Below are 16988 nucleotides of genomic sequence, written 5' to 3'. Positions count from 1 at the left end.
ACCAATTGTAACTATATGATAAATATATGAAATAATAATCACCCGACAAAAAATGTAAAATATACTGACAGTACTTCATGCGCTGAAAATGAATACTAAGTGTACAATCGATAATTGCTCAATACACATTGGTACTTTGAACTGTTAGTACACCAAACTTTAGATGAACTCGTGTTTTGCGCTGAAGTCTAATCAAGCGATAACGTATTTTTTGATACGTAAATGAATAAGTGCCACAGTTCAAGGAAATTGTTAATAGAGGAAATAACATGAGCAACGAAATAAATAGAGGCAACACAAACGAGAGTAAACGTACTTTTATCAAGAAAGCATCACTTGCTGCTGGCCTTGCCACGCTAGCTTCAGCTACTGCAGTTGACGCTAGCAGCTCATCAAACATTGTGACAACACTGGATGTCGACAATCTAGATGATGTTTATGATATAGCTGCAAGTATCGGAAATCAAATTAGAGTTATCGATGTAAATGCCACTTTTCGGGTAAGAGACGGAGCTGTTACCGCACAAGAAGGCGACATAGAGTTAGCCAATGGCAACGTCGCAGAGTTAGTACCATATTTAGGGAATGTTTGGCGAGTAGAGTGGTTTGGTGCTGTTGGGGATAATAGCACAGACAACACAAATGCCTTCCATTATGCACTCTCAAGAGCGGGTGAACGTTCTCAAGTCTTAGTTGGAAGAGGTGTGTTTATTGTTTCAGACACAATAGAACTGAGAGAATTAAACCAGGCGCTAATTGGAATAGGTAGAAACGCAAGTATTATTAAAACGGTAGAACAAAACAACGTGCATGATTTGATTCGTGTCACCACTAGTTACACTAGAATAGAAGACTTGGGTTTAGTAGGAGCAAATAACCTAGCTCAAAATAACTCAGGTATTTATTACTCTGGTGCACAACCAAATAACACCGCTGCCCGGCTTTCAATTCAGAAATTTCGATATGGCTTAAGAACGAACAACGCGGTATTTAGCTTACATTTTGATTCAATATTTTGTGCCGCGAATGATGTCAATTATTATTTAGAAAATTTACTAAGTGCAACTTTCAATAATTGTTACGATTCGCAAGCAGTAACCTCCGGCGTTAGAATGAAGGCTGCCAGGCAGTGTACCTTCAATGCATTTAATTCTGGCAGCATAGGGGTTCGTAACGTCAACATTGATCTCAATAGTTATGGGATTGTTTTCAACGGTGGAAATTTCGAACTCGATAAGAACGCTTATAAGAACGGCGAACGGGTTATAAGGGTTGTGTCAAGTTCAACCGTTATTTTAAATTGCGTTCAATTTAGTGCTCCAAAAGCAATAGAATCTGGTACGGCATATCTATTGGAAGTTGGCGGAAATTCATTTGTTAAAGTCGTAAGCCCTAAGATAAATAACGGAAACAACAATATGATTCACTATCGGACTTTAGGTAATGGAAAATTGTTTTTTGACGACAAAGGTGATTTTACCAGCAAATTAGAACAGTCTAGCGTAAGCACGTATGATAGTTATGAAGTGGCTCAGGCATTTGATCCGAATACTCGTCGTGTAGCCTATAGAAGTAACGCCAATATTCTTTTAAATAGAGTTAATATGGTTACCAGCGGTACTTGTACTTTACCTGCCGCCAGCTCAGTGATGGCAAACGAATTTGTTCTTGTGGAAAAGCCACAACAATACAAGAACAATAATGTCACGATCGGTACGACTGGCTCTGATCGAATAAGAACTCAAGCAGATTTGAAGGCAACGATAAATATCCCATCTGGAAGCACAAAAATATTTCGCTTTATATCGGATGGTGTGGGTCAATGGAAAATTTAAGATAAAACTCTGTCACGTTGTCTTATTACGTAAAACAGAATGCCATTAATGTACCCTCGTTAGCGATCAAGAATGTTTTCAATGGCTACTATTAATTGACAGCCAAGCAGTTGCGGGCGGCAGGATATAATGTGTTTTCGTAACGCCATTGAGAACATCCAAGCGCAATATAACGCCCTAATAAGTAGAACTTATCGGGGCTCTTTTATATATTTCTATTCCTCTAGTTATTATTCAGGCTCCATCGCGTCGAACATGGCCTTTAGTGGGTCAGGCTTTCCGGTACGCTTATCTTTAAGCACCCATAGCAATCCATGCATCCAACCTTCAACGGCTACACTGCCGTGGCGGCCTTCTTCTACAGAGTGTGAGACAAACCGGAAATTGATAGTATTTCTAAGTTGAACGATCTTTCTTAAACATTCGGAATTTTATGATTCATGGCTGGGAAGGTGTGCACTTTAATGACACTCCCCTTACAAGCAAGGCCTAAACCGTCACGAGCACTGACATCTTTCCGTAACCTTTCTGCCATGTAGCCGTCACAAAGCCTCTTTATAGTCGCGAACAAATCTAGATTCATTCATCATTTAGGGTCGTGTTCGTGATTAAAAAAATTAAATGCTCAACTATGTTCAGTGCCATTGCCGCGGCAACGGCGATGGCTTTTTCCTCGTCGGTTATAGCTGCCAACAATGTAAATGGCCAAATTGTTGATGCAAAAAAAGGGATCGCGTTAAGTGGTGCGTTAATTCAAATACCCGAACTCAATGTCAAAATCAGCACCGGCAAAGATGGCCGTTTTCGTTTTGATAACTTACCTGCAGGTACATACAATATTCAGGTAAGTTATTTGGGCGCTGCGCCACAAGTCGAGCAAATAAGCATTAGCAACGACCGCTCTATCACGCAAGACTTTGCTATGTTACCTAATCAATCCTCTGTCGATGAGGTCCTTGTTATTGGTCAAAGAGCAAGTCAAGCAAACGCCCTAAACAGACAGAAAAATTCAAATCGCATTACCTCTATTGTCTCTGCAGATGCCATTGGCCAATATCCTGACCAAAACGCCGCTGAAGCACTGCAACGTTTACCCGGTATGTTCATCCAACGTGACCAAGGTGAAGGACGTTTTGTCGGAATTCGCGGTATTGACCCCAGCCTGAATAACTTAACCATTAATGGCCTAAATGTCCCCTCTCCCGAAGCAGGCATTCGAAGTGTGGCTATGGATGTTATCCCAAGTGAACTTATTTCATCACTAGAAGTAAGTAAAACAGTTACCCCCGACATGGACGCCGATGCCATCGGCGGTTCAATCGAAGTAAAAAGCATCACGGCGTTCGAACGCTCAGATAAAGCATTTTCGATAGCTGGGCAGCTTGGATACAATGAACAACAAGAAGAGAATAGCCCTAAGTTATCTGCATCGTATAGCAGAATTTTTCCGCTTAACAACGACAACAAACTAGGTGTTGCTGGCGCTGTCAGTTGGGCTGAAAGAAAATTCGGCTCTGAAAATATAGAAACCGATGGTGGTTGGGGTGATATTGAACTAGAGAATATCAATACTGGCGCAGACGAGGAGTTCTTCGGTGCCGCTGAAATTGAACAACGCGCCTATAAAATTACCCGAGAACGCACGGGTGTTGCAGTCAATATTGATCTACAAACGACTAGCGCAGACTATTACATACGCTCGCTTTACAGCAAATTTTCTGATGACGAATACCGTTTACGTAACGAATACAAATTTGAAGACGGTGATTTACAAGCATTTACATCGAACAGCCTCAGCACAGTAGATGCAGAAATGGATAGAGATACTAAAGACCGCTACGAAGAACAAACTATTTTTTCAACGGTATTTGGTGCAGAACACCAACTGCGCAAATGGACACTTGAATACAGTGTCGGGTATTCAAAATCAGAGGAAGCCGAACCAGATAGATTAGATGTTGATTTTAAAGGCGAAGGCTTCGATTTGGGCTACACCAGCACAGGGCCATTTGTTGAATTCACGCAATCAAACGATGCACATAATCTTAGTAATTTTGAGCTTGATGAATTTGTCTTTGAGAATAATTTTACCGAAGATGAAGAAACCAGTTTTAAGCTAGATTTAAGCCGCCAGTTGAACTTTGAAAATGCATCTGCCGACTTCAAGTTTGGTGGTAAAATACGCCAAAGAGAAAAATTCAACAATGCAAGTGTACAAATCTTTGACGACGGCTTTGATGACGTCACTGCTGCGCAATTTGAGGCAGCAAACCCACAATGGGACTTGGGCAATTTTGGCCCCAGCATCAGTCGCGCAGGCATTCGTAGCTTCTTTAAGCAAAATCGAAATCAACTTGAACTGAACACCCTTGATTCAAATTTAGAGTCGCAAGGCGCAAGCTTTGAAAGTGCAGAAGACATCACAGCACTATATGCAATGACCGACGTTTCATTTGATAAGTGGCAAATCATTGCAGGGCTTCGATACGAGAGTACCGACTTTGAGACCTTAGGCAATCGCGTCGAGCTTGTAGAAGATGAGGTAAACGACATTGAAGACGTATTGATAAGCGAGTGGGCCGTAAAAAATGATTACGACCATTTACTACCAAACCTTAGTCTGCGTTATGATCACAGTGACAAACTACTCTTTCGTTTTGCCTACACCAATACAATTGCGAGACCCGCGTTTGGTGACTCAGCCGCATTTCAAATCATAGAAAGTAAAACGGAAGAGGATGACGGTGAGATAGTCGTAGAAAGGCAAGCAGAAGTCGGAAACCCGTCTCTTGAAACCTACGAATCAATGAATTTGGACTTTTCTATAGAATACTACCCTGGCCAAATCGGGGTAATGTCAGCAGGCCTTTTCTATAAAGATATAGATAATTTTGTCGAGTTTGCTGAAGTGCAAGACAACGGTATGTGGGACGGTTTCGATGAAGTGATTCAAGCAATCAATGGCGGTAGTGCCGAGTTATCTGGACTAGAGTTGGCGTACACGACGACTTTTGACGTAGGTTTGCTACTTGTCGCAAATGCCACCTTTACGGACTCTGACGTTAATTTACCAAACCAAGCAGATACGGTCGCAAACTTCGCCATAGGTTATGAATCAAACACGATTAGTACAAGACTAACCTTTGCCCATAGAAGTGAGTCATACCAATTTTTAGATCAAGGACGCACAGTCTATGAAGACAGCCACAATCAAATTGACTTCAACCTCAAATACTTTATTAATGACCAAGTAAATGTCTACTTTAACGCAGTAAACCTAAACGATGAGCCCTTGTATTTGTATCATGAAGATGAGCGACTGAACTACCAGTATGAAACCTACGGACGTACCTTTGAACTTGGTTTCAGTTGGAATGCATTTTAAGCCTGTGCATTACGAACGTTCTATGTACTTTGACTATTTACAACGCTACCGCCAGACTTGGACACCGACATGAAATTAGCCACATACGCTATATTGTTTATTATATTAGGCAGTTTAAGCCCTTTCCTACAAGCAATAGAGCACGTGACACCGCTGCCCAACGGACATTGGCTTACTAGTTCAAAAACCACTGGGCTCAGTATTGTGGATGAGACGCTTTCGCCCATACATACCTTTGATGGACATTTTGTACATGCTAATGTCCTTACAGTGAGTGACGCGCTTTCGTATGTATTGGCGGTTGGAAAGGCCGGGCATTCCTTGCACTTGCTCAAATTGGTCGATAGTCAGTTGACGCAATTGTCGACATATACTCAAACGCCGTACAGTGTTGTCGGGGCTTGTCTTTATTTACCGGGCACATTTCCTGATGACATGCATGACGACACACCAAACAATGGCTCTGCTAAAAATATTCTTCCCAAAAAACTGGCTTTTAAAAAACAAAATATCTTGCAAGCGGTCATATTAACGGAAGGTAAACAAGCCGAGCAGCATGCACTCTATAATATAGATACGGGCGAAGTATTTGATAAAAGCATTCGACATCTACCACTCGCGGGGGAACTAAGCCACTGCGTCGTAGACAATACTCATCAACAAATATACATAGCAGAAGAAGATGTAGGGCTTTGGCAACTAAACGCTAAGGTCGAGGAAGATATAAACAAACGCGCAATTCACCTACGTAAACCTAGCGGTAAAATTGAATCGTCTTTTGAGCAATTTTCATTAACGGATCCAGACACTATTTTGCTCTCTGGCGGTAAGGGACAACTTATCGTCTTTAGTCCACATGATGCATCGAATGACCTTGCGTATTTGCCCATCAAACAAGACGCAGCGTTTATTGCAGCCTACCGAAAAGATGAAAACACAATAGTCGCTTTAACGGAGAATAATGGTAAGCCTCTACTGACAGAGATACCGCATACGCAGTCGCTAAAAAGGGGGATAGGCACGGCAACAAACCTCAGCAATAATTTTGCCACAGTAACACCCTTTGCCGAAACCACGCCTGTCAGTCATTTTGGCGATGCAGCAGATGATCCCGCTATCTGGGTGAATGCTCAAGCACCTCATGAAAGCCTAATTATCGGCACAGATAAATCCAGTGGCTTAGGTGTGTACACTCTCTCTGGTGAGCTTAAGCAGTTTTTACCCACCGGCAGAATGAACAATGTAGATATTGCACAAGGCCTTGGCGAGCAGAAAACTGATAGCTTGCTTGTCGCCAGCAACCGTGATCTCAATAGCATCAGCCTTTATCGCAAACAAGGTAACGCAGATTTAGTGCATTTGGGCGAAGTAAAAACAAACTTGGTGAATACTTATGGTATTTGTATGCATCGCATTAACCAAGCAGCAGCCTATGTGTTTATTAACGACAAAAATGGCAAATATTTACAGTATCAAATTTCCTTAGATGCACATTCGTTTACCTCAACACTTATTGGTGAATTTTTGTTACCTGACCAACCTGAAGGCTGCGTTGTTGACCCAAACACTCAGACCTTATATGTAGGCGTTGAAGATTTAGGTGTATGGAAGACGAGCTTTAACGCAAAAGGTAACTATTCCTTAAAACAAATCATTGCTGTAGGTGGATCACTGCAAGACGATGTCGAGGGCTTGGCTGTCTACAACACGAACGAACATTCGCTGCTCGTGGTATCAAGTCAAGGCAACAATAGCTATGCGTTTTACACACTCAATAAAAATTACGACTATGTCGGCTCAGTAAACGTTATTGCTGACTATAATGCCGGTATTGACGGCGCATCAGAAACTGACGGACTAGCTGTATCATCCGCCGATTTTGGTAAACATTTACCTAAGGGAGTTTTAGTTGTTCAAGATGGTAGAAACGCACTGCCAACAGCTCCTCAGAACTTTAAACTTGTAGACTTTAATGACATTATTCAGGCCTTAAACCTTTGATGTTTGATGTCTAATAACAAGCACATTGGCTGGCGCGGGACGCACTTTTATTAAAGTAGTCCGAAAAAACGGTGCTAAAACTGCAGTAGCACAATCACGCCACTGTGATCAGGCAGGTTGTCTATCTCAATACTGCCTTGGTGAAACTCAGCAATAATTTTAGCAATAAACAATCCTAAACCAAGGTGAGAGGACTCACTAGTGGTGCTAGCCCTAACCGATACCATTGAGTTCAACAATTGGTTTTTCATGTTATCAGGCAGTAAGGTACCGGCATTTGTTACAGAAATAGCAACCCCTTGGCGTTTTTTAAATGCTCTTATTTTTATAGGGTCTCCCACCTTAGAAAACTCCACTGCATTCGTGACGACTTTATCTAGCATTTGTGCGAACAAGTCAGGTTCGCCCAACATGACATGCTTGTCGACATCAATATCGAGCTGAAATTTATGCTCATCGTGCGTCATTCGGTAACCTTCAATGCAACTGGTAAGTAATGCGCCTAGATCAAACTCTTCTTTATCGCTGCGTTTTATCGCTTCCTCTAAACGAGTTGCTTCGCTCATGTTATTCAAAATTTTACTTAATCGTGAAATACCCTCTTTTGCTCGTTGGGTATATGTTTCTTGATTTTCTGGATCGAGCAAAATATTGTCTAGCGATGAATTTACAACCGCGACTGGCGTGCGTAATTCGTGAGACAGACGCGATGCCATGTTTTCTAAGTAAGCGTTGTATTGCGCAAGTTTATCCAGAACTTGATGAAACGTTCGACTTAAATCACCAATTTCATCGGCGCTTTTAGACGGCCTAATGTTGCCGATGATTTTACCTGTATGATCAATAGCTGACTCGGTTGCGTTGCGCAAATCTCGGATGCGATTGGAAATCCTAGAAGCGAGCAAAAATAGCGATAGTATACCTAGTACAATAACCGCGAGAATAAAGTTAAATTGTTTTTCTAAGGCCTGATTGCGAAGTGTGCGAATGCCATGAGTGGTTTGTTCCACGACCACTGCCCCCATTACGTCACCATCGTGATAAATAGGATGCGCGGCTGACAGGATTATCGCTTTATTGTCCGAGGTTAAACGCCATAGCGTATCCGATTGCCCAGAGAGCGCATTGCTAATGTCTGTCCCTTCCAACGCATACGCGTTAGCCAAATCATCAATAAACTCGTTTGCTGGCTTTGTTAGCAATTTTTGATAAAGCGGTTTTAAGTAGTCCAGTTCAAAGCGCTGCCAAGCATTAGGGTTTGCAGGCCGACCTTCAGCAACCGTAAAACCACCCGCCGTTAAGATATCACCCGACTTAGCCAATACACGGCGTTGGTTATCTACCACCCAGATTCTCGCATTGGAATACTTTAAGCCGCTGATAATGCGTTCAATCTCGGGAGATGGCGAAAGCACATTGCCTAGATCATCCACATTCGTTGGGTTTGCGGTTCCAATTAAGTAGTTAAATTGTCGTGACACTTCATCGTCTACGTCACCGATGGCAAACGCGATATTGCTAGACAACATACTAACAGGAAAGCGTAACTCAATATTGTAACCCTGAGAGGTAATACGCCATTGGCCTTGAATTTTGGTTTCAAGTGAGACAGGGGTCAATGTATCAGTGTTTTGATCTAATAAGTATGCATTCACCCAACCCGGCTCATAAGGCGCAATGAGATAACGTTTAAATAAACCATCACTTGTTACCATGGCAATTTGCAAAAAATCGTTACGATCAACACGCAAACTGTTTTGTGGTCGAAAAACGAGGTTGTCATCGGTGACGTCAAATATGGCATATAAAAATTGCTCGTATTTGCCCACCATATGTTTGAATTGTAAGGACGCGGGTCGATAGACCTGACTTTGCTCAATAAGTGAGCTAGCGCCGTAGTCTAACATCTTATGCTGATATTCTTGCCAGTCATCCAACCGCCCATCTAACTGCACGGGGTATTGAATATCATGGGCAATGAGATCTTTTCCCGGACTTACGTCGGCCAAAAATTCCGACTGGTTATCAAACAGTGCAGGTCGTTCATGCAGCGCGGTAGCGACGGCGCTTGCAGTCCCCACTAAGGTTTGTTCTTGCCCAATGCGCAAATATGACTCTAACTCCCACACATATTGATACCCTAAGTATGGGATAGCCAATAAAAAAGAGGAAAGTAAGAGCATCTTAGCTCGCAGGCGTAACCCAAACTTCATCATCCTTCAGCCTTCCAGCGATAGCCCATGCCATATACAGTCTCAATTGCGTCAAAGCCGTCTTCTAACTGCATGAATTTTTTTCGGATCCGTTTTATATGAGAAGTAATTGTGGTGTCGTCGACCACCATTTTAGAATCGTCCATTAGCTGTTGCCGGCTTTTAACATGCCCCGGGTGCTTAGCAATGCCATGCAGCATCCAAAACTCAGTGACCGTCAGTTCAAGGGCTTGTCCATCATATGATACCAACATTCTATTCATATCCATCGCAAGCTTACCCGTGGTAATCACTTCACTTTGCTGTTGTGGTAGTTGCATAAGCTCGGTGCGACGAAATAATGCAGATATTCTCGCCAATAAATGTGGCAGACTGATATCTTTGGTTAAATAGTCATCAGCCCCCATTCGCAAACCACAAATGGTATCAAAGTCATTGTCTCGTGCAGTAAAAAATATGATAGGCAGTGTTTTTGACATGCTTCTAGCCAGTTGACAAACGGCAAAGCCGCCGTCTATTTCGTCTCCTAAACCAATATCAATAATAGCTAAATCAGGCAACTTATGAGTAAACGCGCATTCGGCTTCACCGCGAGATGAGTACGCACTCACTCGATACCCTTGTTGCGTTAACGCGGCTATATAGTTTTCTCGTAAGGCAATATCGTCTTCTACTAAAGCAATGTGTTTCTGCATGTATAAACTACTTCTTCTTTTTAAATTCTTTAATAATGCTCTTCTAACTAGGTGTTCATTATCAGTGTTATAAGCTGCTTATTTAACACCGCTAACACTATAGCGAATTCTCTACCAATAAAAGCAAATCAACGTAATTTCCATATTTCTGCCACATTTGAACATCACATTGCCATTTTGTTTCCCCGAGTTTGTCAGTTTGTGAAGGTTTAATAGCAAACGTAAACCAAACATAACCCAAGGAAACAAAAATGAAAAAAACACTGATAGCTACTTCACTTATTCTTTCTCTCAATGCATTTTCAGTCGCAAACGTACACGCCGCAGAAAAAACCAAAGAAGAATCTAAAAAAGAACTCATTGGTTTTGGCTCAGGTGCACTTGCTGGCGGCGCCATCGGTGGGCCAATTGGCGCAGTGCTAGGTGGAATATTCGGCATATTAATTGCCGATGACGTCAACGATGAAGATAAAAAGTTAGCACAGCTAGAAGCCCTGAATGCGGCTGAATATGCGCTTTCACAACGCGACAATGAAATTATTGCATTGCAAGGCGATATAGAAAAGTTACACCATGCCAAAAAGCAGCAGTATGCAAAATTAAAAGCCGCCCAGTCTGCGGAAGTACTGGAAGCTATCCCAAACATCGAAACAAATATCCAATTTAGAACAGCCTCATTCGTTATTGAAAACGAATATGAAAGTCAATTAAATACGCTAGCTAGCCTGTTAAAGCAATACCCCGACTTACGGGTATCTGTGAATGGCTTTGCCGATCAACGTGGTGACTCGAAATACAACAAAGTACTTTCTGAGCAACGTGCCAATGCCATCGCCGATTACCTCAATGCAAAAGGCGTCGAAACTTCGCAGATTGACTATAGTGGCTTTGGAGAGACCCAAACGCAACTAAGTGCAAGCGCTACACCGTCAGCAGAAGAGTACTTCTTTGACCGCAGAGCCACACTAAAAATAATACCTTCTCAACAAAATATGACAGCAGCCAAATAATGGCTGCTCTTCCCTTCCGCTAACTTCATAGTCTGCTAAGGACATCGAATGAATACTCTAACAAAACTTGCCATTATTGTGGCTACTATTGGCGCATTAAGTTTAATTAAGGGCTTGACGGAATATCAGGTTAAGGCCAGTGCGACTCAACAAACAGCGTCTAGCATTGTGAGTAATGGTTTAGTTAATACAAACAACGTTGATAACAAGCAACACATCCAACAAGTAAACCTGCACTACCCTACAAATCAACCGGATGTAAACACAGCTGACGACAGCAAATTTGTCACAAATATCTATCAAACAACGGAAGGGAACTTCTACTTTCAGGCAGCTAACCTAAAATCTCTAGACGATACCGAATCGGCTGGTTCAACGCCTTCAACTGTAACCCCCCTCTATTTCAAAGCACAAAAACGTGATAGCCAGTTTGACGTAAACATCACCGGGCCAATTGTACGCACTAACGTTACTCAGAAATTTAAGAATACCAGCAATCACTGGCTAAACGGTGTGTATGTTTTTCCGTTACCAGAAGATGCTGCCGTAGACAGCCTCAAAATGGTCATAGGTGATCGCATAATCGAAGGCGTAATCAAACAAAAAGAAGAAGCAAAACGACTTTTTGAAAAAGCCAAAGCAAGCGGAAAACGCGCCAGTTTAGTCAGTCAACTTCGTCCCAACATATTCAAAAACGAAGTAAGTAATATACCGCCTTTAACAGAAATAACCGTATATATCGAATATCAACAGCTATTGTTACCGACTCAATCAGGTTATGAACTTCGATTGCCAACAAGCATTAACCCAAGATACATATCCCAACCGGACTTACCCCTTATGAATACTGAATCCAACGCTAATGGTGAAGATATGTTGGATACGCATGATCCACACTTAACCCACACAAGTAATACGCTAATTCGCGTAAATTTAGACATGGGTTTACCACTTAAAAACATTACATCTTTGCACCATAAAATAATAATGGATGAACTTACTAGTACTCACTATCGCATTCAAAATAAAGAAGAGCATGTGGCTAATGACGCATTTGTACTGCGTTGGCAAACGGCATCGCAGGCGCATACGCAAGTGAGTCACTTCCAAGCAAATACGCCCGACGGAACCTATGGTTTAATTAGTATGCTCGCCCCCACGCAAGCACCATTGCAAATAAAACGGGACGTCACGTTTATCTTAGATACCTCTGGTTCAATGGTGGGAGAAGCAATGGAACAAGCAAAACAAGCGTTAAATTATGCTATTGAAGATTTATCCGCAGTAGATAACTTTAATATTGTCGAATTTGACAGTGACGCTAACGCCTTATGGGGCACTTCCTATAAAGCATCTGATGCTAATAAGCTGCAAGCAACACGTTTTGTTAATAAATTGCAAGCCGACGGCGGAACAGAAATGTTATCAGCACTGTCCCTTGCCTTTGAGTTGCAAAGTTATGCACCAAATGACGACACACGTTTAACACAATTTATATTCATCACTGACGGTAGTATTGGTAACGAAGCTGCCTTACTTGAAAAAATTCATGCATCTCTTGGCAATACTCGATTATTCACCGTCGGCATAGGCCCCGCTCCCAACGAATATTTTATGCAAGAAGCGGCCACTGTTGGGAAAGGTACTTATACGTATATAGGTGATACTGCGCGTGTAAATTCAGAAATGAAAAAAATTCTGAATAAAATAAAACAACCCGCGCTAACCGATTTACATGCTTCAACCGTGAATAACAATGATCATCTTGCTGACATCGAAATATTTCCTGAAATAATACCCGATTTATACGTGGGAGAGCCGTTACATGTTTTCTATCGCGTACCAAACGCAAACTCGCAAACTGAGGCTTCACTTCCAATTCAAATTACAGGGAAACAAGGAAGTGTTTCTGCCATTGGAAATTTTGAATTCATACCATGGACACGAGTACTGCAAAAAGAAACGCTCGATGCTCAATTAAACAAGCGTACTTCTGGTATACGTAATGTGAGTAAAAATGGTATTGATAAACAATGGGCCTACGAAAAAATACGACAACTGACACGTCGTTTACACACTTCGCCGAAATCAGGTAAGGACTATGAAAACGTAAAAAAATATACTCGGGACAAAGTTACTGCTTTGGCGCTTAAACACAGTTTAGTGAGTGATTACACAAGCCTTATTGCCATCGACAAAACGCCAGCCGATATGCAAGCGACGAATAACCTAAGAAACCAGGCAAAGGCATTGTCAAAACTGGTTAAAACAGCATCGCCAAGTCGCATGTTGAATTGGTGGGGTGCATTTTTATCTTTGGTTGGCGCACTAGGTATCGCATTTTTAGCTAACCCTAATTTGCTACAAACTAAGTTGACGGCGGTGAAAGCCTAATGCAGCAAAAAAAGTACATACTCAGCGTATTCTGTTTATTGGCTTTGATTGGCATATCTTTACTTATCAAAGCCAACTATCTATCGTTAAAAGCAACACTTGCGCAAGTACTTATTCAACATGCCTGGCAACAAAGCATTGTGCGCAATTCGGCTGTAAAACCGTGGCCATGGGCTGACACAAGCATCGCGGGTAAATTAAGTATTGGTGATAACGATTTAATGGTATTGGAGGGCGCAAACCTGCGTAACCTAGCTTTTGGCCCAGCAAGATTGTCATCCAGCGTAGATATCTTCGAAACAGGGAACTTAGTCATTTTTGGCCATAGAGATACGCATTTCGCCCCGCTACAATATTTACGTATTGGCGACAAAATCACGTTTGAACATCATGATTTAAAAATTTACGAAATATCTGAAATTGCGATAGTCGCAGATGATCAAGTGGCAGTGACGTCGCCTACAATGGATGATGTGATTACACTGATCACATGTTATCCATTTGAAGGCTTAAGTAGCGACGCAGAACAACGTTATGTTGTTCGCGCGCACGCAGTAACAAAGTAAGGTAACTATGCCAACGTATAGCTCAAGTTGGCCTATCCAGCCATTTGAGCTAAAGCTTCAGCTAATGTTTTTGCTGGCTGATAACCTGGAACAACAGAACCATCAGGGAACACAATATTTGGCGTTCCATTGACACCAATTTGCTTACCAAAATTATATTGCTCTGCGACCTGATTCTCGCATTTCGCAGAGGCTACAGTCTCACCCGCTTTTGCACGAGTAATTGCGTCTTGAGGGTCTTTAGAACACCAAATAGACACCGCATCGTTGTATACAGAGCTACCAACGCCGGCTCTAGGAAATGCCAAGTAACGCACGGTAATACCCAAATCGTTTAGTTGGTCCATTTCATTGTGAAGTTTACGACAGTAACCACAAGTCGCATCGGTAAACACATTGATAACGTGCTTTTCATTTTTTGCTTTAAACACAATTGCACTGTCTTCAAACTTCCCCATACCAGACATTCGCATATCTTTAAGCGCATTTTCGGTGACATCCACAATACTGTTCTCAACATTGTAAACGCGTGCTTGTAAAAAATGTTTACCGTCATCACTTGCATAGAATAAACCACGATCAGTGTAAAGTTGCACTAATCCAGGAATAGGTGAATCAGCGACGGCGTCTATTCTTAACTTAAGCTTTTGACCAAGAGAATTTGTAAACTCTTTACTCTTAACATCCACTTGAGCTGACACAAGCGACGCAAATCCAATTGCAACTATTGCGACTAATGCTCGCAAAATTATTTGTTTAACCATTAATTACTTCCAACAAGTTGATTTACCATCAAGTTAATTCTGTCTTAACTATATCGACCCAAACAGACCGATTATCAAGTACAAATATTTCAGTCGTTCGTTTATACGTAAATTTATCAGTTTTCGATGACACTCGTCTACGAAAAACAAATCTATGACTACCTATGTTACTCTACCCTCTAGGATGATGCTCTTCTACCAACTTTTGAAGTCTGTGTGTCGCTACATGGGTATAAATTTGCGTTGTAGATAAGTCGGAATGCCCCAACAACATTTGAACAACGCGTAAGTCAGCACCATGATTTAATAGGTGAGTTGCAAAGGCATGACGAAGCGTATGCGGTGACAGATGCGTTTGAATACCTGCCACTTTTGCGTAGTATTTTATTCGATGCCAGAATGTTTGCCGTGTCATGGTCGTTCCCCTTTTACTTGGAAACACAGTGTTACTCGGGCGATTCAATAATTCTGGCCGAAAATACTTAATGTAGTGACTAACAAGGTCTTGCGCGTTTTCACCCATCGGCACTAAACGTTCTTTTCCACCTTTACCTGTCACTCGAATAACGCCCTGTACTAGGCCTAATTCATGCATTTGTAAGTTGACCAATTCGCTCACTCTCATACCCGTCGCATACAAAAGCTCTAGCATCGCTTTGTCTCGCATTTGTATGGGATCGTTGTCGTCTGGCGCAGTAAGTAAATCATTCACTTGCTGCTCTGACAAAGTACTGGGTAAATAAGATGGTAATTTAGGGTTTTGAATATTTTCGAGAGGGCTTTTATTTACTTTATGACTTGCTATTAGGTATTTAAATAACGCACGGCAAGTACTCAAAAACCGAGAAGTAGAGCGCTGAGAAATATTTCTGCTCACTCGATACTCTAAATACGTATCGATATGTGTGCCACTTAATTCAAGTAGCGTTACATCCCCACAAAATTGCTTAAGAAAGCGACAAAATGTTGTTAAATCAGTTTTATACGACGAAGCAGTATTTTCACTCAAACCCTTTTCAATCCAGAGCATGCTGATAAAATCGTCGATAATCTCCTGATTTGTGGCCGATATATTCAAATATCGCTCCTAGATTGTCTGATTAACGCATAAGCAGCTTGAATGTCTTGCGTTTTTTCTTTTGCTAAGTCCAAGGCTTGCTGAGGCACCCCTTTTGCTAACAGTTTGTCAGGATGATGCTGAGACATTAGCTTTTTATACGCTTTTTTCACGTCTTTACCTGACATTGATTTCGACACGCCGATAATTTGATATGCATCGTCTAAACTATTCGCATTCGCTTGACTTGAATAGCTGCTATTGCCCTGTGAGCGATTCGAATGTGATTGTTGAGATTGACTGTTAGTGCGGCGACGCTGTTGACCGCTTGCTCGTCTAAAACGCTGGCCCGCTTCATAGGTCGTAATTAAAAATTGTAAATCCGCCTGACTAAAGCCTAAACCTTTCGCCACCGCTTTAAGAATATTAAGTTCTTCTGCACTTAAACGCCCGTCCGAACACGCGGCAGCAATAAGTATTTCCAAAAATACTTGCAGCATATCTCGACGATTATGGCAGTGCTGTTTAAAAACTTTGAGCATATCCGCAAGAGGAAAAGATTTAGATTTTCCCTCTCGGAACGCTTGCTGCGCCTCTATTCTGACGTCGCCACTAAGCTGCATATCATCCATTAGTCGCGAGGCTACTTGTATTTCTTCAGGCGTGACTCTGCCATCGGCTTTTGCTAAATGACCTAACGATGAAAATAAGGCATGAAAAAAAACGGCATCATTTTTTATCTTCTCCGGCGACGAAAAAAACCGAGCGAAACCACCTTTTGCCGAAAAATCCCTTGCGTAATTAATATCGAAAAGATGGCCTACAATCAGGCCCAAAATTGCACCAGGTAACTTAAAGATAGCAATACCAATAAGTACACCAATTACCTTTCCCCAATAACCCATAATTATTATTCTATGTAACATTTGCCATTAATCTCGCACAATTGTAATGACAATTGGGCCATATTTCAGAAAAAAACGCTTTTATTTAACATAAAGGTTGGTAATTCATCCCATAGAATATAAACTTCGCGGTTGTTTTGATTACTCTACTGCGCCGACGTAC

General features: G+C 41.7%; 11 protein-coding genes. 6 read left to right on the top strand and 5 right to left on the bottom strand.

Features of this window, described 5'->3' with window-relative positions:
* Positions 1 to 269: 269 nt before the first annotated feature.
* From QQK00_RS18255 to QQK00_RS18245, 3 genes are all read left to right on the top strand, one after another.
* The gene (locus QQK00_RS18255; RefSeq protein WP_284219128.1) at positions 270 to 1835 is read left to right on the top strand and encodes a glycosyl hydrolase family 28-related protein; all 1566 of its coding nucleotides are present in this window, start codon (positions 270 to 272) and stop codon (positions 1833 to 1835) included.
* 631 nt (positions 1836 to 2466) lie between these two features.
* Positions 2467 to 5220, top strand: a complete 2754-nt coding sequence (locus QQK00_RS18250) for a TonB-dependent receptor (RefSeq protein ID WP_431307762.1) — start codon at positions 2467 to 2469, stop codon at positions 5218 to 5220.
* A 69-nt stretch (positions 5221 to 5289) separates the two neighbouring features.
* Positions 5290 to 7221 carry a phytase gene (locus QQK00_RS18245; RefSeq protein WP_284219125.1) on the top strand — a complete coding sequence of 644 codons (1932 nt, stop codon included), beginning with the start codon at positions 5290 to 5292 and terminating at the stop codon, positions 7219 to 7221.
* Positions 7222 to 7295: 74 nt separating this feature from the next.
* Here QQK00_RS18245 and pdsS read toward each other — a convergent pair whose 3' ends face one another.
* Both pdsS and pdsR read right to left on the bottom strand, forming a co-directional pair.
* Positions 7296 to 9434, bottom strand: coding sequence for a proteobacterial dedicated sortase system histidine kinase (gene pdsS, locus QQK00_RS18240; RefSeq protein ID WP_348521165.1), 2139 nt, complete (start codon positions 9432 to 9434; stop codon positions 7296 to 7298).
* On the bottom strand, positions 9434 to 10129 hold the full coding sequence (gene pdsR, locus QQK00_RS18235; protein ID WP_284219123.1) for a proteobacterial dedicated sortase system response regulator: 696 nt from the start codon (positions 10127 to 10129) through the stop codon (positions 9434 to 9436). Before pdsR ends, pdsS begins: the two co-directional genes overlap by 1 nt.
* A gap of 251 nt (positions 10130 to 10380) precedes the next feature.
* Between pdsR and pdsO the strand changes: the two genes are divergently transcribed.
* Genes pdsO through QQK00_RS18220 form a run of 3 tightly spaced genes read left to right on the top strand, consistent with a single transcriptional unit; the run spans position 10381 to position 14099 of the window.
* The gene (gene pdsO / locus QQK00_RS18230; protein WP_284219122.1) at positions 10381 to 11139 is read left to right on the top strand and encodes a sortase-associated OmpA-like protein PdsO; all 759 of its coding nucleotides are present in this window, start codon (positions 10381 to 10383) and stop codon (positions 11137 to 11139) included.
* 48 nt (positions 11140 to 11187) lie between these two features.
* Entirely contained in the window at positions 11188 to 13533 is a 2346-nt protein-coding gene (locus tag QQK00_RS18225) for a marine proteobacterial sortase target protein (RefSeq protein WP_284219121.1), read from the top strand.
* On the top strand, positions 13533 to 14099 hold the full coding sequence (locus tag QQK00_RS18220; protein ID WP_284219120.1) for a class GN sortase: 567 nt from the start codon (positions 13533 to 13535) through the stop codon (positions 14097 to 14099). The genes QQK00_RS18225 and QQK00_RS18220 overlap by 1 nt, the downstream gene beginning before the upstream one ends.
* 32 nt (positions 14100 to 14131) lie before the next feature.
* Here the strand turns inward: QQK00_RS18220 and dsbC are convergent, their stop codons facing one another.
* The 3 genes from dsbC to djlA all read right to left on the bottom strand — a co-directional run bounded on the left by dsbC (position 14132) and on the right by djlA (position 16825).
* Positions 14132 to 14863, bottom strand: coding sequence for a bifunctional protein-disulfide isomerase/oxidoreductase DsbC (gene dsbC / locus QQK00_RS18215; protein WP_284219119.1), 732 nt, complete (start codon positions 14861 to 14863; stop codon positions 14132 to 14134).
* A gap of 172 nt (positions 14864 to 15035) precedes the next feature.
* Positions 15036 to 15941 carry a site-specific tyrosine recombinase XerD gene (gene xerD, locus QQK00_RS18210; RefSeq protein WP_284219118.1) on the bottom strand — a complete coding sequence of 302 codons (906 nt, stop codon included), beginning with the start codon at positions 15939 to 15941 and terminating at the stop codon, positions 15036 to 15038.
* A complete protein-coding gene (gene djlA / locus QQK00_RS18205; protein WP_284219117.1) occupies positions 15938 to 16825 on the bottom strand; it encodes a co-chaperone DjlA in 888 nt (295 codons plus the stop codon). Before djlA ends, xerD begins: the two co-directional genes overlap by 4 nt.
* Positions 16826 to 16988 lie beyond the last annotated feature (163 nt).

The sequence above is a fragment of the Agaribacter marinus genome (genome assembly GCF_030160655.1).
Lineage (GTDB): Bacteria > Pseudomonadota > Gammaproteobacteria > Enterobacterales > Alteromonadaceae > Glaciecola > Glaciecola marina.
Note: the sequence above shows the minus strand (reverse complement) of the source record. Positions and strands in the feature narration are given on the sequence as shown.